The following is a 21,818-nucleotide window of genomic DNA, read 5'->3' as shown; positions in this document are numbered from 1 at the left end:
ACCATGGAAAAAATGCCCAAATGGGCCGATGTGGTACTGATCCCGCTAATCAGTCTGCTTCTAGCCACAATCCTTTCGGCAATCGTGATCCTGGCCATCGGGGAAGATCCGCTTGAGGCGGTAAATCTGATGGTCACTGGGGCCCTAGGGTCAACCTACGGCTGGGGCTATACACTTTATTATGCAACGAACTTCATCTTCACCGGACTCGCGGTTGCAGTTGCCTTTCACGCGCGCTTGTTCAACATCGGCGGCGAGGGTCAGGCCATGCTGGGCGGACTGGGCGTTGCCATCGTCTGCCTATCGGTTCCTTGGCCGCATTGGACAATAGCTTTGCTGGCCGCCTGTGCTGCTTCGATGATCTTCGGTGCAGCCTGGGCCGCGATCCCGGCCTATCTGCAGGCGAAGCGGGGCAGCCATATCGTGATCACCACGATCATGTTCAATTTCATCGCTGCCGCTTTCCTGAATTACATGCTGGTCAACGTCATGCGCCCGCAAGGGTCGCAAGATCCAGCAACGGCTCGTTTCCCCGAGGCAGTGCATCTCCCGACTTTCCAGTCGATGTTCTCGAGCGCCGAAAACATCGTTTTCCGAGGTGCGCCTGCCAACATCTCGTTCTTCGTCGCAATCCTTGCGTGTTTTGTTGTCTGGGCGCTGATCTGGCGAACTCGGCTGGGCTATGAAATCCGCGCCTACGGCCATTCGGAAACCGGTGCCGTCTACGCTGGTATCTCGCCTGTACGTATCACGATTATTGCCATGCTGATCTCGGGCGCTCTGGCGGGCCTGATGGCAGTCAACAACGTGATGGGCGAAGCCGAGCGGTTGGTGCTGAACGCAACCGAAGGCGCGGGTTTCATTGGAATTGCCGTGGCACTGATGGGTCGGTCGCATCCATTCGGGGTATTTCTAGCCGCTGTTCTGTTTGGGTTTCTGTATCAGGGCGGTGCCGAACTGGCGCTTTGGACATCAATTCCGCGCGAACTGATCGTGGTCATCCAAGCGTTGGTCATTCTGTTTACCGGAGCACTGGACAACATGGTGCGCATGCCGCTTGAAAAGCTGTTCATGGCGCTTCGGAAGGGGTCGGCCTGATGGATTTCTTCCTGACACTCATCCAGGTTCTGGATTCGACCATCCGACTGGCTACGCCTTTGCTGCTTGCCTGTCTGGCCGGTCTATACTCCGAGCGCGCGGGCATCTTCGACATCGGCCTTGAAGGCAAGATGCTGATGTCAGCATTCTTCTCGGCTGCCGTCGCCGCCGTAACCGGTTCGGTGTGGCTGGGATTGCTGGCCGGGATCGCGGCATCTCTGGTCCTTTCGGCGCTACACGGGTTTGCGTCGATCACGTTCCGGGGCAATCAGCTTATCTCGGGGGTTGCGATCAACTTTCTTGCCTCAGGTATGACCGTTCTTGTCGCCCAAAGCTGGTTCAAGCAGGGTGGTCGTACGCCATCATTGTTCGGTGAAGGGCGGTTTGAATCTGCAGAATTCCCTTATGCGATCGGTCCGGCTGACGCCGAACTGACAGGCCGTCCGGTTTCCGAGCTGATGTCTGAAACCAATCCCCTGCATATGGCCTATTCCGAGCTTCTGTCTGGCCATTCCATTCTGGTGTATGTGGCTTTCCTTATGGTGCCACTGACTTGGTGGATTCTGTTCCGCACCCGGTTCGGGCTGCGTCTGCGCGCGGTCGGAGAGAATCCTGCGGCGGTGGATACTGCTGGAGTTTCGGTTGTAGGTCTCCGCTACGCAGCGGTTGCGATTTGCGGCGTACTTTGCGGCATCGCAGGTGCCTACCTGGCCACCGCGCTGCAAGCAGGCTTTGTGAAAGAGATGACCGCTGGGCGCGGATTTATCGCACTGGCTGCTCTGATCTTTGCAAAATGGCGTCCGTGGCACGCGATGTGGGCATGCCTCTTGTTCGGGCTGTTGCAGGCCATTGCCTTGCGGTTCCAGAACATCGATTTGGGCGGGGTCGTGATCCCGGTGCAGGTCATGGACGCTCTGCCCTATATCCTGACCGTGGTGATTCTTGCCGGGTTCGTCGGCAAGGCCATACCGCCACGCGCAGGCGGCGAACCATATGTAAAGGAACGCTGATAGAGCCAGTTCAGGACTGCCCCTCAGTCCTGTTTGCTGCAAAGCGGCATACAGAGTTGATTTTGTATGCCGCAACCGCTCTAAGGGGGTATGGACGTGTCCCGCATCAGTTCCGCAGCCATGCTATCGACTATTTTCAGGTTGAGCCACGGAAACAACTAGATGGCCCCACCTGGCACGCGCGCTTCGTCTGTTGAGATTTATGTTACCAATGGCTTTGCCACACCGCGTGGTACGGCCTCTCCTGTCTAGAAGAAGCCATGCAGATTTACCTCCCGATTGCCGAAGTATCCGTAAACGCGTTTCTACTGTTTGGACTGGGTGGAATGGTGGGCATTCTGTCTGGAATGTTTGGCGTTGGCGGTGGGTTTTTGATGACTCCACTGCTGTTCTTCATCGGCATTCCGCCTGCGGTTGCGGTCGCAACCGAGGCAAACCAAATTGTTGCTTCATCATTTTCTGGGGTGCTGGCGCATTTCAGGCGCCGAACCGTGGACCTTAAAATGGGTACAGTCCTTTTGGTCGGAGGGCTGACAGGCGCTGCGTTGGGTGTTGTTGTCTTCAACTATCTCAAGAGCCTCGGACAGGTCGATCTGCTGGTCAAACTTTGCTATGTCGTATTTCTGGGCATCATCGGCAGTCTGATGTTTGTCGAAAGCCTGAACGCGATTAGAAAAACGCGGAAAGGCGGCACGCCGCCTCCGAAACGACGCCAGCGCGGTTGGGTGCACGCCATGCCGTTCAAGATGCGGTTTCGGACGTCGGGCCTGTACATCTCGGTCATTCCACCGCTTGTCGTAGGCCTGTTTGTCGGTGTCCTGTCTGCTATCATGGGTGTCGGCGGCGGGTTTATCATGGTGCCCGCGATGATCTACCTATTGGGCATGCCGACCAAGGTTGTTGTCGGAACTTCGCTGTTTCAGATCATCTTTGTAACCGCCTTTACCACTATGCTGCACGCCACCACCAACTATACCGTTGATGTCGTGTTGGCGGTTCTTCTGCTCGTCGGTGGCGTAGTTGGTGCCCAAATCGGAACAGTCATCGGTGCCCGAATGCCGGCTGAACAACTGCGTGTTTTGTTGGCGGCTCTGGTACTTGTTGTCTGCGGCAAGCTGGCGCTTGATCTTCTGCTTCAACCCGCCGAGTTGTATTCGCTTGGCGATGCAGGAGGGCATTAAGATGCTGCGTCTGATTGCTCTTCTTTGTCTGATCTGTCTGCCAGCCTACGCAGCCGAAGAACAGGTTGTTCTGGGCCTAAGTCAGGATCGGGTGTCGATTACCGCCAATTTTGACGGGTCCGAAATACTGGTTTTCGGCGCGGTAAAGCGCGAAGCTCCAATCCCGGACGGTCCACCGCTTGAGGTCATCGTATCGGTGGTCGGCCCATCCGAACCAGTCACCGTACGCCGCAAAGAGAAACGGTTCGGTATCTGGGTGAACACCGACAGCCTTGTTGTTGATCTGGCACCAAGCTTCTACGCCGTTGCCACCAGCGCCCCGTTTTCCGAGGTTCTGACCCAGACCGAAGACCTACGCTATAAGGTTTCGATCGAGCGTGCCATCCGGTCGGTCGGTGCGGACATGAGCATTCAAGGCGCACAGGATTTTTCCGAGGCGGTCATCCGCATCCGCGAAGATGAAGGGCTGTACTCGATCCGGGAAAACACAGTGGCTGTGGACGAACAGACGTTGTTCCGCACATCAATCGACATGCCGTCGGACCTGACCGAAGGCGACTACAGCGCCCGTATCTTCCTGACACGAGACGGAAAGGTGGTCTCGACCTTTGAAACCTCGATAGGAGTACGCAAAGTCGGGCTTGAGCGTTTCTTGTACGCGATGTCGCGTGAACAACCCATTTGGTACGGGCTTATGTCACTGGCCATCGCGATTGCCGCCGGTTGGGGCGCTTCGACAGCCTTCCGCCTACTGCGCGAGAACTGATCGTCATCCGCGACCGATATAGGGCATGGTCGTGGCCATAACGGTCATGAACTGCACATTCGCCTCAAGCGGCAGTTCGGCCATATGCAGTACCGAGCGGGCGGCATCCCCGACATCCATGGTGGGATCAGGGTCGCGGCCTTCGGCAATTGCCTCATCGACCAGCCCTTGCACCATCGGGGTGCGCGCATTTCCGATGTCGATCTGACCACAGGCAATTCCAAAACTCCGCCCGTCCAGAGACAGGCTGCGCGTCAGACCGGTAATCGCGTGTTTCGTCGCAGAATAATGCACCGAGTTCGGGCGCGGCACATGAGCAGCGATTGAACCGTTGTTTATGATACGCCCCCCCTGCGGCGCCTGAGCCCGCATCGCAGCAAATGCAGCCCGTGCACACAGGAACATGCCGTTTAGGTTCACATTGACCGAGCCGTACCAATCCTCAAGCGCGATCTCGTCGATGGTGCCACCAGAGGCAAAAATCCCGGCATTGTTGAACAGCACGTCCAGTCGCCCGGTCTGTCGGGTGAATGCAGTAAAGGCGTTTGCAACGGCATCCGGGTTAGTCACATCGGCAACCAGCGGGATCGCCGAGGCGTTATGCTGTGCCATAGCAAGAAGTTTGTCAGCGCTGCGGGCCAGAAGCCCGACAGTCCATCCTTCTGACAGAAACAGCTCGGCGGTGGCGCGGCCTATGCCCGAGCTTGCGCCGGTCACGATGATCGTCTTCATGTCTCTTCCGGCTCCAATGTCAGGGATGGTGCCGCAACCGCACGCAGGTCATCCACACGCAACGGGTGGGTCGGTTTCGACAAGCGGTTCCGCACAACCCAGATTAGCCTCTCCTGTGCGCGGGTTATGGCGACATAAGCTAGGCGCTTCCACAACGGTTGCCCGGCCTCAGTACGGCCCATGCGGGCGGCTGCGTAGATGTCTGGCGCAAAGACCTGAACCGTGTCCCATTGCGACCCTTGCGCCTTATGGATCGTCACAGCGGCACCATGCAGGAACGTTGCCCCCATACGGGCAGCATAGGGAATGAACGGCTCCTCCTCATCGGGCTTTTCAATCTGCACGATCGACGCCGCCGAGACCTGAGGGTCTTCGGCCCCCATTACATGCAACCGCGAAAAACCCGGCTTGCGACCAGGGCCAAGATAGATGACCTGTGCACCCTTGATCAGCCCGCGCGCCTCAAGGTCCAGCCGCTTTTTGCGGTGCTTCAATGGCAGCTCAATACCGTCGCAAATCAGCGGCTCCCCTTCCAGCAATTCGGTCTCCGGCGCGCCATGCACGGTACGAAACGCCTGGATCAGCCGGATTCGGGTCGCATTGCGCCAGACAAGAACCGGGCTGCGCGCCATCAGATCAACTTCGACCCGTTGCCCCCAGACAACGCGATCATCTTTGCGGGCGGTTTCTTCGATCAAGCGTTCGAAATCCTCAAACCCCATGACCGGATCGGACAGCGCATGGGCGAGGTCTAGGATCGGGTTGTCCGCAGTTTGCCGATGCACGCGATGCAGGATTTGCTTGCGCGGCTCGGGCAATCCGTCAAACACCATCGAGCCTGATTGATTGACCGGTGCCAATTGCGCCGGATCACCAAATAGCAACAAGGTCGGGAAGATTTCCTTCAGATCCTCGAATTGTCGGTCGTCCAGCATCGAGGCTTCGTCGACAAAGCCTATATCCAGCGGCTCATCCCGACGTTTCCAGCCGGTGATGAAATCGGAACCACGTAACCCAGCAGCGGCCAGCGCGCCGGGGATGGATTTGTTGTTGGCGTAAAACGCGGCTGCACGGTCGAGCGCTTCATCCGTCAGCCCTTCGATCTCGGGCCGTTCGTCATTGCCCGCCAGCCATTCGGCGATGCGCTCGTATTCGGGGTCATAAACAGGCGTATAAAGGATGCGATGGATTGTCGTCGCGGGCACCCCACGCAGCCGCAATACGCTGGCGGCCTTGTTCGTCGGCGCAAGGATCGCAAGGCTGCGCTTGTCGCGGGATTTGCGACTTTCGAAATCACCCGAGATAAGGTTGACCCCCGTCTCGGCCAGGACTTTGTAAAGCTCTGCCAGCAACAGGGTTTTGCCCGATCCGGCCTTGCCAATGACTGCCATCACGCCAGACTTTCCGTTGCCAGGCAGTTTCAGCAGCGCGTCGTCTTCAAGGTCTACGCCAGCTGTGCGCAACATCTCGGCAATGTTGTCGAAAGCGGCGGCCTGATCTTCGGAAAAGTTGACTTGGGGCAAGGACATGGCGCGACCCTACAGGGACGCGCCGCGCGCTGCCAGATGCCGATTGGTTTTTCCGCGCGCTTAGGCCGACAAAGCGAACCGGTGCTGTGCGCCATGGCCAAATGCCGTCTTGAACCACAGGCGCGACAACTCGCGCGGGATACCTGCGCGGGCCGCGACACGGTTGCAGTCTTCCGCTGAATATGGCCACAGGCCAACCGAGATTTGATCGCGCCCTTTTCCTTCGGTTCCCAGAACCACTGGGGACGATCCGATCATTCGATAAATCCGGATCATGCGGGCATCAAAAACGCCTGCTATGTGGGTCAGGCCAAACCCTTCCATCACCTCACCTCCGCTCAGCATGATGGCCCCGGCAGTATGAGCGCTGGCGTTGCGCGAGAGGCAAAAGCGGGTGACTTCCCAGATCAGCGGGCTGCAAATCGGGCTGCCTCCGGTCAGATGTCCGAATACCTCATTCACCATGACCGGACCGGTCGTCGGCAAAATCCGCATGGAACCACCATGGCTGCCATCCGCCTCTTCCCAGATCACGTAGAGCGGGTTGAGATCATCGTACTGGTCCCGCTCTTCCCCCTTTTCATTAACCTTAACGTCCCAGCCAAGGCGGGTTTTGAACTGATCAGCGCGATCCCTGAACATTCCCTTGGCCAATTCCGGAAATTTATGCAGCTCATCAGCATACAAATAACGCAACATGACGTGTTCCCCTTATCGTCCACAGTTGGAACAAAGGGGGTACGAACACGTGGTTAAATTAAGGTGAGACCACCGTACGGTCGTTAAACGACTATTAATCCTCTACTGAGTGCAGTGGCGATTGCATGAGTCGTATTTTGCGCACCGAGTTTTGAGCGTGCGCTTTCGATATAGGCCCTGAGCGTATGCTCAGAAATGGAAAGCGAGTGCGCCACCTGCGCTCGGCTATACCCCAGCGCCAGCAATGTCATTGCATCGATTTCGCGGGGCGAGAGCCCCCGCATGTTGTCCGGCTGCCGTTCTTTTGCAAATTCCAGCGCTTTTCGATTGAGGAAATGCGCCACCAATATGAGATCGCGGCCGTACGTTTCGACAAATGCCTGCCATGCGATGTCATCACAGCTGTTGTTGACCGTAAACAGCGCGAATTGCCCGCCTGGCCCCCGCAGCGGGATCGAATAGCCCTGATTGCCGACGCCATGTTCCTGCGCGTCCTGCAGGAAGGCCTTTACTGCTTTGCCCGACCAATTCAGCTGTTTCCAGTCCACAGCGTGAAATCGCTGAAAACAACCCAGAATAACCGGATCAATACGATGATAATTCCTGTCTCGATACCGTTCATCCCAGGCATCCGAATAAGTCGTGAACCCGTATTGATCCCCGGCCCCATCAACCCAGTGATATGTCATGTGGTCAATTTGCAGCTTGTCCCGCAACTGGACTGCTACGCTGGTCAGCTCATCAAGCGTGTTGGTGCTTTCCAAATCCCCTAGGATCTGGCTCAAATCGAATTTTCTTCCCATTCGCGGGCGCGCAAGCCTCATCCTTTGAGGACGCAATCTCGGCCGCGGCGATCAGTCTTGTGTCGTCAAGCTGCTCGGCCAGCGCGCTCAACCCATTCGCCACAGCAAAGGCGTTGAGGTCCGACAGAACGTCCAAAATCCACTCATTTTGCGCCATCAGGGTGTCCCCGAAATAGTTAACGAAGGGTTAACACAACCATAACATGTGCAGACTAATTCGGCCTACTCGCTGCTTTCTACTCCCCAGAAATAGCGGGGCGCGATTTCTTAAAGCATTGAAAATGCATAATCATCGATAGAAACGATGAACACCCGCAAGGCGTGTTTGCGCCCTGCGGGTGTTGCAGCTGCTGTTTGCCTGAGACCGTTAGTCGCGGGCAGCCAATACTTCTTCAAGGGTGCGCATGCCTGTATGCGGAGCCTGAACCAGCACCGACATGTTGCCCGGCTTGTGTTCGTTGCGCATCATCTTCATGTGCGCCTCAGGCAGATCCTGCCAAGTGAACACTTCGGACATGCACGGATCCAAGCGGCGCTCGACCATTAGCTGGTTTGCAGCCGAGGCCTGTTTGAGATGCGCAAAATGCGAGCCCTGCAAGCGTTTCTGGTGCATCCACATGTAACGCACGTCGAAGGTCAGGTTGTAGCCAGTGGTCCCGGCGCAGATCACAACCATACCTCCCTTTTTCACGACAAAAGTGGACACCGGGAACGTGCTTTCGCCGGGGTGCTCGAACACCATGTCGACGTTCACACCTTTGCCGGTAATATCCCAGATGGCCTTGCCAAACTTGCGGGCTTCTTTGAACCATTCAGCATATTCCGGAGTATTCACCGTGGGCAGCTGGCCCCAGCAGTTGAAATCCTTGCGGTTGATGACGCCTTTGGCGCCAAGGTCCATCACAAACTCACGCTTGCTTTCATCCGATATCACGCCGATCGCATTGGCACCCGCAGTGTTGATCAACTGTATCGCGTAAGAGCCCAGACCGCCCGATGCGCCCCAAACCAGGACGTTCTGGCCCGGCTTTAGATCGTGCGGTTCGTGCCCAAAAAGCATCCGATAGGCTGTTGCCAAGGTCAGCGTGTAGCAGGCGCTTTCTTCCCAGGTCAGGTGCTTGGGACGCGGCATCAGCTGCTGTGCCTGAACATTTGTAAACTGCGCGAACGAGCCATCAGGTGTCTCATATCCCCAGATGCGCTGGCTGGGCGAATACATCGGATCACCACCATTGCAGTGTTCGTCATCGCCATCGTCCTGGTTGCAGTGAATCACGACTTCATCGCCGACTTTCCAGCGCTTCACTTTGTCACCAACCGCCCAGACGATGCCCGACGCATCTGAACCTGCGATGTGAAAGGGTTGGCCGTGGCCATCAAACGGGCTGATCGGCTTGCCAAGCGATGCCCAGACGCCGTTGTAGTTTACACCCGCCGCCATAACGAGAACCAGCACTTCGTGGCTGTCCAGCTTCGGGACATTAACGACTTCCAACTGCATCGCTGTGTCTGGCTCACCGTGGCGCTCTTTCCGGATGGCCCAGGCATACATTTGCTTGGGAACATACCCCATAGGGGGGATTTCACCCATCTCGTAGAGGTCCTTTTCCGGCGCCTCATACGACGCGATACCGCTGTCGACATCCAAAGCCATGCTGGCCTCCTTTTTCCAACTGTTGCCGCGCCGCAGAATCGCGGCTTTCCAAAGACGAAATATTAGTCCTTGAGTAATATTGCAACCGTTTTTGGTATCTATTTTGTAATTTTATGACCCAGCGGTTGCAGAAATACTTTCTGCACCTGCATCACTCTCAGCCCGAACAACGGGTTCTGATGCTGCCGCGTAATAAGCAAGCAGCTCTGATCGCTCGCCTGATGGGCGCAACACTCCAGCCTCGCGACGCAGAATCCGTCGCTCGACCAACTGATTGATGGCATCGTCAACAGCCTCTCCATCATCCTGGGCAACCGCGTCGCCGCCCAACGTCAGCAAACGCGCCTTCAACTCCTGCTCTGACATCTCACCTTCTTCCTGAACCAGCCGACACGCTGCAGGCACTGGAACAAAGGGAATTGCGGCGCCGATCCTGCGCATCAACTCGCGGGCCAGATCGGTCGTTAGGTCCCGTTCGTGCGCGACTCGGAATTCTTTCAGTGAAATCGGTGTCGCATACCGCACCGAGGCAATCCCGAATCTCTTGTAGCGCCCGACAAGCCTGCGCCAAATCTGCTTGAGCGACCAGCGGGTGATAACCCCGATCCGCGCGCGGAAGCGGCGTTCACTATCCTTCGCTGCCGCTGTTAATACGGTATCTTCAAGCACCCGATCATAGTTCAAAGCAACCGGAACAAACACCACATCCCGCCCCTGCGGTTCGACTCCGTCAAGGATATACTTCAACAATCCCAGCTTGGGGCGCCCCAGTTTGCCAGTCAGACTCAGCCCGCCCTCAGGGAACATGGCCTGCGTCACGCCCGCTTCGGTCGCGTGTCTTACATAGCTTGCAAGGACCTGTCGATATAGGTCGCTACCCGACTTGCGGCGAATGAAATAGGCCCCCATCGCGCGAATCAATCGACTTAGAGGCCAGACACGGGCCCATTCGCCCACAGCATAGGATAAGGTCGAATGATCTGCCGCCAGATAGGTGACCAGCACGTAATCCATATTGCTGCGGTGGTTCATGACATAAACGACCGTCGCATCGGGATCGATGCTGTCCAGCGCGGCTTTGTCCTCGTAACCCAACTGCACCTTGTAAAAGGCGTTGCTCAGCATGCGGGCAAAACGGATCGCGATGCTGAAATACGCCACTGTCGAGAATGAGGGCGCAATCTCGCGCGCATAACGCCGTGCTAATTCTGAGGCAACAGCGTCAGGCACACCTTCTTCTTTGGCATGCTGCTGCACCGCCCGGCTTACTTGCGGGTCATAGATAAGCCGTTGAATCATGTCATGCCGCCCCGCCAACTTGAACGGTTGGATCGGACGCTGCAGTCGCTTGTTCAACCGTGCGACGGCGCGCTCAAGGCGGCGGCGGAAAAACCAGCGCACCGACGGAAACAAAAAATGCGAGGCAAATGTGACCGCGGCAAACAGCACGATCAGCACAAACAGCCAAAGCGGGATTTCCACAGTCTGCATCATTCGGGCACAGTGCCATCAAACGCGACCACCCACAATCTGCAGAAACCGTCGATGCCGCAACGCAGCGAATTGACATGTACTGAAAATTACTATTTACCACCATAGAACGTAATTTTGTTACCCACCGATCCGCGAGGCCCGACCCATGACGCAGTTGCAGAAAGATCGCCCCTGGCTCATCCGTACATATGCCGGTCACTCAACGGCCAAAGCGTCAAATTCGCTTTATCGTGCGAACCTAGCCAAAGGTCAGACCGGCCTGTCCGTGGCCTTCGATCTGCCAACCCAAACAGGGTATGACAGCGATCACACTTTGGCGCGCGGCGAAGTTGGAAAAGTTGGGGTTCCGATCTGCCATCTGGGGGACATGCGGGTTCTGTTCGATCAAATTCCGCTGGAACAGATGAATACCTCGATGACGATCAATGCGACTGCTCCTTGGCTTTTGGCGCTATATATCGCAGTTGCCGAGGAACAGGGCGCGGATGTCTCGAAATTGCAGGGGACCGTCCAGAACGACCTGATCAAGGAATACCTGAGCCGCGGCACTTATGTGTGCCCACCCAAGCCATCGCTGAAGATGATCGCGGACGTGGCCGAATATTGCTACGATAACGTGCCCAAATGGAACCCGATGAATGTGTGTTCGTACCACCTGCAAGAAGCAGGCGCGACGCCCGAGCAAGAGCTGGCCTATGCTCTGGCGACTGCCATTGCAGTGCTGGACGAACTTCGCCCGCGCGTTCCGGCTGAAGACTTCCCGGCACTCTGCGGGCGGATTTCGTTTTTTGTGAATGCGGGCATCCGGTTTGTCACCGAAATGTGCAAAATGCGCGCCTTTGTGGATCTTTGGGACGAAATTCTGCAGCAGCGCTATGGCATTGAAGACCCCAAGTTCCGCCGATTCCGTTATGGCGTTCAGGTAAACTCGCTGGGACTGACCGAACAGCAGCCGGAAAACAACGTTTATCGCATACTGATTGAAATGCTTGCGGTGACGCTATCCAAACGTGCCCGCGCACGTGCGGTGCAGTTGCCTGCATGGAACGAAGCGCTCGGCCTGCCTCGTCCATGGGATCAACAATGGTCGATGCGGATGCAACAAATCCTCGCCTATGAAACCGATCTGCTGGAATATGGCGATTTGTTCGACGGCAATCCGGTTGTCGACGCCAAAGTCGAAGAACTTAAAAATGGCGCACGGGCCGAATTGGCTAATCTCGAATCGATGGGCGGCGCGGTAGCCTCGATCGAATACATGAAATCGCGGCTGGTCGAGTCCAATGCCGAGCGCCTGAACCGTATTGAACGCAATGAAACCGTTGTCGTTGGCGTAAACAAATGGACCGAGGGCGAAGCCTCACCTTTGCAGACCGAGGATGGCGGCATCATGGTCGTCGACCCGGCGGTTGAACAGGAACAAATCGGGCGCTTGAACGACTGGCGTGCGGATCGGGATGACGCCGCCGTGGCTGCGGCGTTACAAGCCCTGCGCGAAGCAGCGAAATCTGGTGCCAATGTGATGGCACCTTCAATCGCTGCGGCCAAGGCCGGTGTCACAACTGGCGAATGGGCCGAGGAAATGCGCAAGGCCTACGGTACATATCGTGGACCAACCGGCGTCTCGGGATCTGTTTCGAACAAAACCGAAGGTCTGGAAGACTTGCGCGCGGCCGTAGATGCGGTAAGCGACCGTCTGGGGCGCAGGCTGAAGTTTCTTGTTGGCAAACCTGGTCTTGACGGACACTCGAACGGAGCCGAACAGATCGCCTTCCGCGCACGCGACTGTGGCATGGATATCAGTTACGAAGGTATTCGTCTTACGCCCGAAGAAATCGTAACTGCGGCACAAGAAGACAAAGCGCATGTGATTGGTCTATCGATCCTCTCTGGCAGCCACCTGCCTTTGGTGAAGGACGTGATGACACGGCTGAAAGCAGCAGGGCTAAGCGATATTCCCGTCATTGTTGGTGGGATCATCCCCGATGAGGACGCGGATCAATTGCGTTCCATGGGTGTATCGAAAATCTATACGCCGAAAAATTTCGAATTGAATGCAATCATGGGCGATATCGTCACATTGGTTGACCCAACGGAAATTGCGGCTGAATAGAAAAGCATATTACAGAAATCTCCATTTCTATTTCCGGTAAAATGGGAATAGATAGGTTCGGGTTTATTCAATTTCCCCTGCAATAAGTAGGGGAATAGCCGAAATGGAGAAGATTATGGCGATCGATCTTGAAAAAATGTCGCGCAAAGAACTGCTCGAATTGCGCAATCGGGTCGAAAAGGCGCTAAAAGCCGCCGAAGTGCGTGAGCGAAAAGAAGCGTTGAAAGCCGCCGAAAAGGCGGCGGCGGAATATGGGTTTTCGTTGTCTGAATTGTCAGGAGACAGCGCTAAATCGGTAAAATCATCTAAAGCGAAGTATCAAAATCCGAACAATCCGTCGCAAACCTGGACCGGGCGGGGCCGCAAACCGCAGTGGGTTCATGACGCCATAAAAGCCGGTACCGATATTACTGATCTGGAAATCTGATCGGGGGCAAGTGGCAAAATGACTATCCATATTGGAGCCCAAAAAGGCGAGATTGCCGAAACCGTTCTTTTGCCCGGCGACCCGTATCGTGCAAAATGGGCGGCCGAAACGTTTCTTGAAGACGTAAAGCTGGTAAACGAAGTGCGTGGCATGCTGGGGTTCACCGGCACCTGGAAAGGAAATCGTGTTACCATTCAGGGTAGTGGCATGGGGATGCCGTCTCTGTCGATCTACGTGAACGAATTGATCCGTGACTACGGCGCCAAAACTCTGATCCGGATCGGGTCATGTGGCGGGATGCAAGACAGTGTGAATGTGCGTGATGTTATTCTGGCGATGACGTCGACCACACTCAGCACCCCTTCGCGCGGGATCATGAGAGAAATGAACTTCGCCCCTTGCGCGGATTGGGGTCTTTTGCAGTCTGCAGCATTGGCTGCACAAGCCAAAGGTACGCCAACCCATGTTGGCGGCATCTATTCATCCGATGTCTTTTATGACGAACGCCCGGACCTGAACGAACAAATGGTTCGGCACGGTATTTTGGGTGTCGAGATGGAAGCGGCAGAGCTTTACATCCTTGCCGCGCGTCACAAATGCCGCGCATTGGCGGTACTGACAGTCTCGGACCACCTGCTGACCGGCGAAGCCCTGCCCTCCTCGGACCGAGAAAGCAGTTTTGGCGACATGGTCGAAATCGCGCTGCAGGCGGCGTTCCCGGACAGCTGAATTGCGCGATATCTAGCGCCCGTGCGTGCGGTCATATCCGTTGCGCGCGGGGCTGCGCCATCCCTCAAGAGCACCTTCAGCCGGGGCAAAGGTTTCTACCAGCAGGGGATAACAGGCTGCGGTATCCGATGAATGCTCGGACGAGCAATCACCGCCCGGGCACGCGCTTAGATTTCCCAGCAGGTCAATCTCGGCGAAAAACTCAAGATAGTCTCCCGGACGGACAGGTGAGGCTTTCATGAAATACTGCCCGGTATCACGCGTGAAACCGGTGCACATGAACACGTTCAATACATCATGTACCGCAGGCTCGGCTTCGGCCAAAGAGACGCCCAAATGATCCGCCAGCGCGCGTGTCAGATTCGAATGGCAACAGTGATGGTACTGGGATCCAGCTAGCAGATTACCGGTATAGGGATCACATCGGGTCCCGATCACATCGTGCACCGACCCGCCGAAATCATCGATTCCGTACCACCCCAGCGTATCTGCAATGATTGTCGCCATCGGTCGCATATGTGGAAAGCTCGACCACATGCGCTCACCCACGGTGATATGTGTGCCATGCAACGCGCGCGTCTTGCCGGAATAGAACCGCTCGGAAAGGTCGTTGAGGTTCCACAGGTTTAGATCGCCAACTTGCGATCCTTCAACAGAAGTGATCCTAAAGAAATGCCCTGCAGGCACCTCAAAGCATCGCGCATCTCGCGGTGGCACCAACACCTCACCCGTTTTGTGCGCTGTATCACGCGCAGTTTGATAGAGCCCTAGATCGGGTTTTGGTAGCCCTTCATTCGGGTAGCAAATAACGGGCGCAATCGCGCGGCGCGCATCTGCATCCATGGGTGGGCGGGGAGTATTCCGAGATTCTGACATGGGCCGAGAGTGGCGCAGTTCGGCCCGGTGGGAAACCCCCAACAGCAGCTATTGTCCTTTCAGACACTGCGTGGGCTCAACATCAGATTTTGACACCGCGCCACAGTAAGCACAGCGCCACTGGCCCTCGCTCCGATGTTGCCGCCACCTGCAGTCGCGCGTCAGAGACGACGTGCGGGACCGCCAGAAAAAATAGGCAAAAACGCCAGCGGCGAGCAGAAGCAATAGAACGGGCATAGCTCTGCATTGCCTATTGTGTCGTAATTTTCAAGCCCGCGCGACACGGTCAGGCCGCGTTCGCATATTCAAACAATTCTGGTGTTTCGTCTTTGGCCGGAACTTTGGGCTCGGGCGTATAGTAGGCCCAGGCTTGCTCCAGAAATTCCAGCGCTTTGGCCGCGTCGTGTTTTTGGTTTTGCATGTTCATCGGAGTGACCTCTTTTCGAACTCATCACTCCTCCCTGCGCCAACTTTAGATCCGCGCTCGTACAAGCGCATCGCATAGTTTTGCAGAGGCGGCATGCACTTGCCGCAACCCGGCAAGTGCTTTGTTTTGGTGCGTGATCAGACCGCGCGGTCCACCATCATCTTCTTGATTTCTGCAATCGCTTTGGCCGGATTCAGACCCTTGGGACAGGTCTTGGCGCAGTTCATGATGGTGTGGCAGCGATACAGCTTGAACGGATCTTCCAGCTCATCCAAGCGCTCACCGGTGGCCTCATCCCGACTGTCGATGATCCAGCGGTAAGCATGCAACAGCGCGGCAGGGCCGAGATAGCGGTCGCCGTTCCACCAGTAGCTGGGGCACGAGGTCGAGCAACTGGCACACATCACACATTCATAGAGACCATCCAATTTCTTGCGGTCTTCGATGGATTGCTTCCACTCTTTTGCAGGACGATTGGTCTTAGTCTCCAACCACGGCATGATCGAGGCGTGTTGGGCGTAGAAATGAGTCAGATCAGGGATCAGGTCCTTTACCACCGGCATATGGGGCAGCGGGTAGATCTTCACGTCGCCCTTGATCTCATCCATCCCATAGATACAGGCCAGCGTGTTAATCCCGTCGATGTTCATCGCGCAGGACCCGCAGATGCCTTCGCGGCACGAACGGCGGAAGGTCAGAGTCGGATCGATCTCATTCTTGATCTTGATCAGAGCGTCCAGAACCATCGGGCCGCAAGTATCCATATCGACGAAATAAGTATCGACGCGCGGGTTCTGGCCATCATCCGGGTTCCAGCGATAGATCTGGAATTTGCGCACATTGGTCGCGCCGTCGGGCTTGGGCCAGGTTTTACCGGTGGTGATCCGGGAATTCTTGGGGAGGGTCAGTTGTACCATAAGTTCCTCTCCTTAGAACGTCCGCGCCTTGGGCGCGATTCTTTTCATGCTTATGCCGCCCTCGTCTTCGGTCGTCAGCGGATCAACGATAACCGGACGGTAGCTAAGCTCTACTTTATTGCCATCGACACGGCTGACCGTGTGGACGCGCCAGTTCTCATCGTCGCGCTCGGTGAAATCTTCATGGGCGTGCGCACCGCGGGATTCCTTACGCGCTTCGGCACCAACGATGGTGGCGAGCGCGCTTGGCATCAGGTTGGTAAGCTCGAGCGTCTCCATCAGATCGCTGTTCCAGACCAACGATCTGTCAGAAACCTTCAGATCATCCATCTTGGCGGCGATCGCCGTCATCTTCTCGACGCCCTCAGCCATGGTCTTCGAGGTGCGGAAAACCGCCGCGTCCTCTTGCATGGTGCGCTGCATCTCAAGCCGCAGATCTGCGGTTGGAATTGCACCGCTGGCGTTGCGCGCCGCATCGAACCTGTCAAACGCTTTATCTACAGAGGCCTGGTTCAGAACCGGGTTCAACGCGTCGGCATCCACAACTTTGCCCGCCCGGATCGCCGCCGCACGGCCAAACACCACGAGGTCGATCAGCGAGTTTGAACCAAGTCGGTTTGCCCCGTGAACCGAGGCACACCCGGCCTCGCCCACAGCCATCAGGCCAGGGACCACGGCAGTCGGGTTGTCGGCTGTCGGGTTCAGCACCTCACCCCAATAGTTCGTCGGGATACCACCCATGTTATAGTGCACGGTCGGCAGAACCGGGATCGGTTCCTTGGTAACGTCAACACCGGCAAAGACGCGCGCAGATTCTGAAATGCCCGGTAGGCGTTCCGCCAAAGCTTCGGCTGGCAAATGGCTGAGGTTCAGATGGATGTGATCGCCGTTGTCACCGTGGCCGCGCCCTTCGCGAATTTCCATGGTCATTGAACGGCTAACGTAGTCGCGCGGCGCGAGGTCTTTGTACTGAGGCGCATAGCGCTCCATGAACCGCTCGCCTTCCGAGTTGGTCAGGTATCCGCCTTCACCACGTGCACCTTCAGTGATCAGGCACCCCGATCCGTAGATGCCGGTTGGGTGGAACTGAACAAATTCCATATCCTGCAGTGCAAGACCCGCGCGGGCCACCATACCACCACCGTCGCCGGTGCAGGTATGTGCCGAGGTTGCACTGAAATAGGCGCGGCCATAGCCGCCGGTCGCCAGAACAACCATCTTGGCGTTGAAGACGTGCATCGTGCCGTCGTCCAGCTTCCAGCACACGACACCCTGACACTGTCCGTCCTCAGACATTATCAGATCAATGGCGAAATACTCGATGTAGAACTCGGCGTTGTTCTTCAGCGACTGACCATACAGCGTGTGCAGGATCGCATGACCGGTCCGGTCGGCGGCGGCACAGGTCCGCTGCACAGCGGGGCCTTCGCCAAATTCGGTGGTGTGGCCACCAAATGGGCGCTGATAGATCTTGCCTTCTTCGGTCCGGCTGAATGGCACTCCGTAGTGTTCTAGCTCATATACGGCTTTGGGTGCTTCACGCGCGAGGTATTCCATCGCATCGGTGTCACCCAGCCAGTCCGAGCCCTTTACGGTGTCATACATGTGCCACTGCCAATGGTCTGGCCCCATATTCGACAAGGACGCCGCAATGCCGCCTTGGGCGGCCACTGTGTGTGACCGGGTCGGGAATACCTTCGTCACGCAAGCGGTGCGCAAACCCTGCTCGGCCATGCCCAATGTTGCACGCAGACCCGCGCCACCGGCACCGACAACCACCACGTCATATTCGTGGGTTTCGTATTCATATGCTGCTGTCATTGTTCTTGTTCCTTACTGCGCATATCCGAGAGCCAGACGCGCGAGCGCAAAGAGACCCGCAGCAATCAGTGTGTATGCAAAAGCCTGCGCTGCCATCAGCGCCAGCTTTTCCGCGACGCCATGCACGTAGTCCTCAATCGCTTCCTGGGCTTCGCGCAACAAATGCGGGACGACAACAACCAGTGTCAGACCCATGATAATCGCCGGGAACGGGCGGCTGTAATAGGCCAGAGCCTCTTCGTAGGTTCCACCCAAAGCGTGCCCGAAGGTAAATACAAACAGCGGAACAAGGATGACCAATGCCGCCGAGCTGAGCATCATTTGCCAGTGGTGATGTGTACCTGCACGTCCGGCCCCCATGCCCTGCGCGCGTTTACGGTCTGTGAGAAACTGCATCGCGAACCTCCCCTTAAAGCGCTACGGCTGTGATCAGAGCCAGAACAGTTGCCAGCACGAACATGCCAATGCCCATCTTCTCGGACACCTCAACATCCACGCAATATCCCAGATCCCAGATGACGTGCCGCAAACGGCCCAACATGTGATAGAAAATGGCCCATGCCGCGCCAAACATGACCAGATCACCCAGGAAACTGGTCATCAATCCATTGATCAGCTCAAAGGCGCTTTCCGATGTGGCCGCAGCAAGTAACCACCAGACGACCAACAAAGCCAAACCAAAAGACGCAAGACCCGTGATGCGCACCATAATCGAAGATATGGACGTCATCTGTGGACGATAGATCGTCAAATGTGGAGAAAGCGGGCGGTTGCCTCGATTTACATCGGCCATGTTGGCTCCTTTTCGGTTGGCTACCGAACGTTTTACTGTTTTTTACGACTCTGTCACGCGCTGCAGGTGCAAAATCCAGTAAATTTAACGCAAAATCGCTGATAAGCCGTGTTTGTGATCACACAAAATATTCTCGTGATCACAAATTACATTCGATACCGCCAATGTTAGCGTTTTCAATGAAAAAGCAATGTGATCACGAATCTATTGTTGGAGCGGCGTCAGCCCTGCAGTCTGCTGTGTCACCTCGCGTAAAAGCTTCTTGCGAATACGTTCGGGATAATCCGCGAAGCCTGCTGCAGAGACGACAAAGGCCCCCTCGCCAACGATGACGTTCTCGAAGAAATAGGCTGTCAGATCGGGTTCACTTTCTTCAATCGCGATCGCGTTCACCGTGATGCCGCGATCCCGCAGTTTGGCGTGGATGGTCGACGGCTCGATTCCTTCATTCGAAATTCCGTCGCCCGAAAGATCAATAAGATGCCTTTCGCATTCGGGTACGTCGTCAAAGCTGGCAACCGTCATATCGAGCGCCTCACCTATCGCAGTTGAGAAGTTACGCCAGACACGAGGGTCAGCTGCGACCAGATCAGCAAAACTGTCCAGGGTGTTAAAACTATCGATCCGGGTCCAGGGGATCGTGATCCTCTGGCGAGAACTGCCTGTCCATTGCACAAGCATCAGCCGAGCCTGTCCGCGCACCAAGGCCTCGGATACGATAGGGTCCCGCAGACCTGCGGCAAGACCGTCCATTTGGATACGATATTCCTCGGAATCAACCGAGCCTGAAACGTCTACGGCCAAGGCTAGAGCCAAATCACAAGCATAGGCCTGAGATGCCAGATACAGGCTGGCGGCGAGCGCACGAAACATCATCATGCGCCAAGCGTAGCATGGATTTCGCGGACCGTGATCACTTGAATGTCAGCCGCCAGAAGGCATTGGCTACATCGGCATAAGAGCCCAATAATCCAAATCTAGCAGAACGTTAGGAAGATATCTCCCCTCGTCATTGCGCAGAACGAAGGGCTCGCCGCCTTTGGTCGCAACCAAGCGCAAGCGGATGGCACCGATTCCGGGAGTTCCAGTCTCGGCCTTGTCCAAAACCTCGGACCAGGCTTTGATAGTATCGCCCGAGAAACAAGGGTTGGCGTGGGCACCGCCGTTCAGGCCAACGATCATCTGCGCATTCGCCAGGCCATTAAACGACAAGGCACGCGCCATCGAGATAACGTGGCCGCCATAGATCAACCGCCCCTCTGGTCGGAAGGTGAGGTCGAAATGCACTTTGGCGGTGTTCTGCCACAGGCGGGTGGCCAGCATGTGCTCGGCCTCTTCGACGGTCACGCCATCGACGTGATCAATCGTTTCTTCCGTGTTGTACGCATCCCAGCGGTGGTTTTCGCCGGATTGTACAAAATTGTATTTCGAGAAATCGAGCCCCTGTGGTACCACCAGATCGCTGACATCAAGCGCCTTTTTCAGATTGGGCACCACCGTCTCTGGTGCAGGCGCATCGAGGTTTGATTTGCGCACCATGACCCAGCGAACATACTCGATCACCACTTCGTCGCGTTGGTTCAGCCCGCGGGTGCGGACCCAGACGACACCGGTTTTGCCGTTCGAGTTCTGCTTGAGGCCGATCACCTCAGATTCAGCGCGCAGCGTATCACCGGGGTAGACCGGTTGCAGCCAGCGCCCTTCGGCATAACCCAGATTAGCCACCGCATTCAGCGAGATATCGGGAACCGTTTTACCGAACACCACATGGAAGGCCGCCAGATCGTCAATCGGACTTTGCGGCAGGCCACAATTCCGGGCGAACTCATCCGAGGAATAGAGTGCGTGTCGCGCGGGATAGAGCGCGTGATAAAGCGCGCGCTCGCCATCTGTCACCGTGCGCGGCACGGCGTGATGCAGGATCTGCCCGACTGAATAATCCTCGAAAAAGTTACCCGGATTGGTTTTTGCCATTATTGCTGTCCCAGTTTCATGTCGGGGGTGTAATCAGCGGCGACCTCTTTGGTCACAGCCTGCGCGCAACGCATCACGTTATTTGCGGCGTCAAAGGCATAAGACGGGTCGCCATAAAGCTCCCATCCCTTTGCCAACGCGTCCGAGACCTTGTGGCAGAAGGCTGATGTGTCTTCCTCGGTCAACAAACGATAAAGTTTCGCCATTGATTAGGCCCCTTATCCACCAAACGGAGACGGACCAACCAGCCCGTGAATATAGCCCACAACGCCCAGCAGCACGATGGAGCCCACAAAGAACATGGCATCTTTGCCGTATGTGCCGGGTTCGCCCGGTGCCCAGTCTGGTTCGGATTTGTTGATCACGATCACTTCGACAATTGCCCAGGCCAGCAAGCCACCAAACAGGATGATCGAGGCCAGATCACCGTTCACCAACAGGTGCGCAAAGGCCCAGAGTTTAAAGCCACCCAGCATGGGGTGACGGACCTTGTTCAACAGGCGACCTTTGGTTCCCGCAGGGCTGGCCAGATAGAACGCGATCAACACCAGCAGGTTGTTGACGTGAATCAGAAAGGTTGGCGGCGCCCAGACATATATGAAATCGGTCATGCGATAACCGAAGATCATCAACAATACCGAGGCCACCAAGGCGAGCGCCACGACGCCCTTGCCCGCGTCGCCCATGGCGGCACGTCGTTCCGGCATCGCGCGCTTAAAAAGATGTGCGGCCCACCAAAGTGCCACACCAAGGATCAGAAGAACAAAGCCCATAC

At 56.3% G+C, this 21,818-nt stretch carries 23 protein-coding genes; 7 read left to right on the top strand and 16 right to left on the bottom strand.

The window, feature by feature from the left end; all coding sequences use genetic code 11:
• Nucleotides 1-3 precede the first annotated feature (3 nt).
• The 4 genes from ACR0AH_RS14470 to ACR0AH_RS14455 all read left to right on the top strand — a co-directional run bounded on the left by ACR0AH_RS14470 (nucleotide 4) and on the right by ACR0AH_RS14455 (nucleotide 4,055).
• The gene (locus tag ACR0AH_RS14470) at nucleotides 4-1,098 is read left to right on the top strand and encodes an ABC transporter permease (protein WP_170733584.1); all 1,095 of its coding nucleotides are present in this window, start codon (nucleotides 4-6) and stop codon (nucleotides 1,096-1,098) included.
• Nucleotides 1,098-2,108, top strand: a complete 1,011-nt coding sequence (locus ACR0AH_RS14465) for an ABC transporter permease (RefSeq protein WP_170408321.1) — start codon at nucleotides 1,098-1,100, stop codon at nucleotides 2,106-2,108. The genes ACR0AH_RS14470 and ACR0AH_RS14465 overlap by 1 nt, the downstream gene beginning before the upstream one ends.
• A 260-nt stretch (nucleotides 2,109-2,368) precedes the next feature.
• Nucleotides 2,369-3,289, top strand: a complete 921-nt coding sequence (locus tag ACR0AH_RS14460) for a sulfite exporter TauE/SafE family protein (RefSeq protein ID WP_170395834.1) — start codon at nucleotides 2,369-2,371, stop codon at nucleotides 3,287-3,289.
• A gap of 1 nt (nucleotide 3,290) precedes the next feature.
• Nucleotides 3,291-4,055 carry a TIGR02186 family protein gene (locus ACR0AH_RS14455; protein ID WP_170395832.1) on the top strand — a complete coding sequence of 255 codons (765 nt, stop codon included), beginning with the start codon at nucleotides 3,291-3,293 and terminating at the stop codon, nucleotides 4,053-4,055.
• 3 nt (nucleotides 4,056-4,058) lie between these two features.
• Here the strand turns inward: ACR0AH_RS14455 and ACR0AH_RS14450 are convergent, their stop codons facing one another.
• From ACR0AH_RS14450 to ACR0AH_RS14425, 6 genes are all read right to left on the bottom strand, one after another.
• A complete protein-coding gene (locus ACR0AH_RS14450; protein WP_480592471.1) occupies nucleotides 4,059-4,787 on the bottom strand; it encodes an SDR family oxidoreductase in 729 nt (242 codons plus the stop codon).
• A complete protein-coding gene (locus tag ACR0AH_RS14445) occupies nucleotides 4,784-6,316 on the bottom strand; it encodes an AAA family ATPase (RefSeq protein WP_170733582.1) in 1,533 nt (510 codons plus the stop codon). The genes ACR0AH_RS14450 and ACR0AH_RS14445 overlap by 4 nt, the downstream gene beginning before the upstream one ends.
• 60 nt (nucleotides 6,317-6,376) lie before the next feature.
• A complete protein-coding gene (locus ACR0AH_RS14440) occupies nucleotides 6,377-7,015 on the bottom strand; it encodes an acyl-homoserine-lactone synthase (protein WP_170589699.1) in 639 nt (212 codons plus the stop codon).
• A gap of 83 nt (nucleotides 7,016-7,098) precedes the next feature.
• Entirely contained in the window at nucleotides 7,099-7,818 is a 720-nt protein-coding gene (locus ACR0AH_RS14435; protein ID WP_480592468.1) for a helix-turn-helix transcriptional regulator, read from the bottom strand.
• Between the two features lie 367 nt (nucleotides 7,819-8,185).
• Nucleotides 8,186-9,472, bottom strand: coding sequence for a crotonyl-CoA carboxylase/reductase (ccrA, locus tag ACR0AH_RS14430; RefSeq protein ID WP_480592467.1), 1,287 nt, complete (start codon nucleotides 9,470-9,472; stop codon nucleotides 8,186-8,188).
• A 111-nt stretch (nucleotides 9,473-9,583) separates the two neighbouring features.
• A complete protein-coding gene (locus ACR0AH_RS14425) occupies nucleotides 9,584-10,966 on the bottom strand; it encodes a 1-acyl-sn-glycerol-3-phosphate acyltransferase (protein ID WP_480592465.1) in 1,383 nt (460 codons plus the stop codon).
• 145 nt (nucleotides 10,967-11,111) lie between these two features.
• Between ACR0AH_RS14425 and ACR0AH_RS14420 the strand changes: the two genes are divergently transcribed.
• The 3 genes from ACR0AH_RS14420 to deoD all read left to right on the top strand — a co-directional run bounded on the left by ACR0AH_RS14420 (nucleotide 11,112) and on the right by deoD (nucleotide 14,235).
• Nucleotides 11,112-13,079 carry a protein meaA gene (locus ACR0AH_RS14420; RefSeq protein ID WP_170733580.1) on the top strand — a complete coding sequence of 656 codons (1,968 nt, stop codon included), beginning with the start codon at nucleotides 11,112-11,114 and terminating at the stop codon, nucleotides 13,077-13,079.
• Between the two features lie 115 nt (nucleotides 13,080-13,194).
• Complete coding sequence (locus ACR0AH_RS14415) at nucleotides 13,195-13,506, top strand: H-NS histone family protein (RefSeq protein ID WP_170647115.1); 312 nt, start codon at nucleotides 13,195-13,197, stop codon at nucleotides 13,504-13,506.
• An 18-nt stretch (nucleotides 13,507-13,524) separates the two neighbouring features.
• Entirely contained in the window at nucleotides 13,525-14,235 is a 711-nt protein-coding gene (deoD, locus tag ACR0AH_RS14410) for a purine-nucleoside phosphorylase (protein WP_170395810.1), read from the top strand.
• 12 nt (nucleotides 14,236-14,247) lie between these two features.
• Here deoD and ACR0AH_RS14405 read toward each other — a convergent pair whose 3' ends face one another.
• From ACR0AH_RS14405 to ACR0AH_RS14360, 10 genes are all read right to left on the bottom strand, one after another.
• On the bottom strand, nucleotides 14,248-15,111 hold the full coding sequence (locus ACR0AH_RS14405) for a DUF1989 domain-containing protein (protein ID WP_170513058.1): 864 nt from the start codon (nucleotides 15,109-15,111) through the stop codon (nucleotides 14,248-14,250).
• Between the two features lie 286 nt (nucleotides 15,112-15,397).
• Nucleotides 15,398-15,538 carry a hypothetical protein gene (locus ACR0AH_RS14400; protein ID WP_170395806.1) on the bottom strand — a complete coding sequence of 47 codons (141 nt, stop codon included), beginning with the start codon at nucleotides 15,536-15,538 and terminating at the stop codon, nucleotides 15,398-15,400.
• A gap of 137 nt (nucleotides 15,539-15,675) precedes the next feature.
• Complete coding sequence (locus tag ACR0AH_RS14395; RefSeq protein ID WP_170408332.1) at nucleotides 15,676-16,455, bottom strand: succinate dehydrogenase iron-sulfur subunit; 780 nt, start codon at nucleotides 16,453-16,455, stop codon at nucleotides 15,676-15,678.
• 12 nt (nucleotides 16,456-16,467) lie between these two features.
• A complete protein-coding gene (sdhA, locus tag ACR0AH_RS14390; RefSeq protein WP_480592463.1) occupies nucleotides 16,468-18,276 on the bottom strand; it encodes a succinate dehydrogenase flavoprotein subunit in 1,809 nt (602 codons plus the stop codon).
• Nucleotides 18,277-18,288: 12 nt separating this feature from the next.
• The gene (locus tag ACR0AH_RS14385) at nucleotides 18,289-18,672 is read right to left on the bottom strand and encodes a succinate dehydrogenase, hydrophobic membrane anchor protein (protein WP_170395800.1); all 384 of its coding nucleotides are present in this window, start codon (nucleotides 18,670-18,672) and stop codon (nucleotides 18,289-18,291) included.
• A gap of 13 nt (nucleotides 18,673-18,685) precedes the next feature.
• Nucleotides 18,686-19,069, bottom strand: coding sequence for a succinate dehydrogenase, cytochrome b556 subunit (sdhC, locus tag ACR0AH_RS14380; protein WP_170597276.1), 384 nt, complete (start codon nucleotides 19,067-19,069; stop codon nucleotides 18,686-18,688).
• Nucleotides 19,070-19,273: 204 nt separating this feature from the next.
• Nucleotides 19,274-19,948 (bottom strand): DUF1194 domain-containing protein, encoded by a 675-nt coding sequence (locus tag ACR0AH_RS14375; protein ID WP_480592461.1) that lies wholly within the window; start codon nucleotides 19,946-19,948, stop codon nucleotides 19,274-19,276.
• Nucleotides 19,949-20,014: 66 nt separating this feature from the next.
• Nucleotides 20,015-21,043, bottom strand: a complete 1,029-nt coding sequence (locus ACR0AH_RS14370) for a MaoC family dehydratase (protein ID WP_480592459.1) — start codon at nucleotides 21,041-21,043, stop codon at nucleotides 20,015-20,017.
• The gene (locus tag ACR0AH_RS14365) at nucleotides 21,043-21,249 is read right to left on the bottom strand and encodes a DUF1737 domain-containing protein (protein WP_170408336.1); all 207 of its coding nucleotides are present in this window, start codon (nucleotides 21,247-21,249) and stop codon (nucleotides 21,043-21,045) included. The genes ACR0AH_RS14370 and ACR0AH_RS14365 overlap by 1 nt, the downstream gene beginning before the upstream one ends.
• Nucleotides 21,250-21,261: 12 nt before the next feature.
• The gene (locus ACR0AH_RS14360; protein WP_170395794.1) at nucleotides 21,262-21,816 is read right to left on the bottom strand and encodes an NnrU family protein; all 555 of its coding nucleotides are present in this window, start codon (nucleotides 21,814-21,816) and stop codon (nucleotides 21,262-21,264) included.
• Nucleotides 21,817-21,818 lie beyond the last annotated feature (2 nt).

This window comes from Ruegeria sp. AM5 (assembly GCF_056540645.1).
Note: the sequence above shows the minus strand (reverse complement) of the source record. Positions and strands in the feature narration are given on the sequence as shown.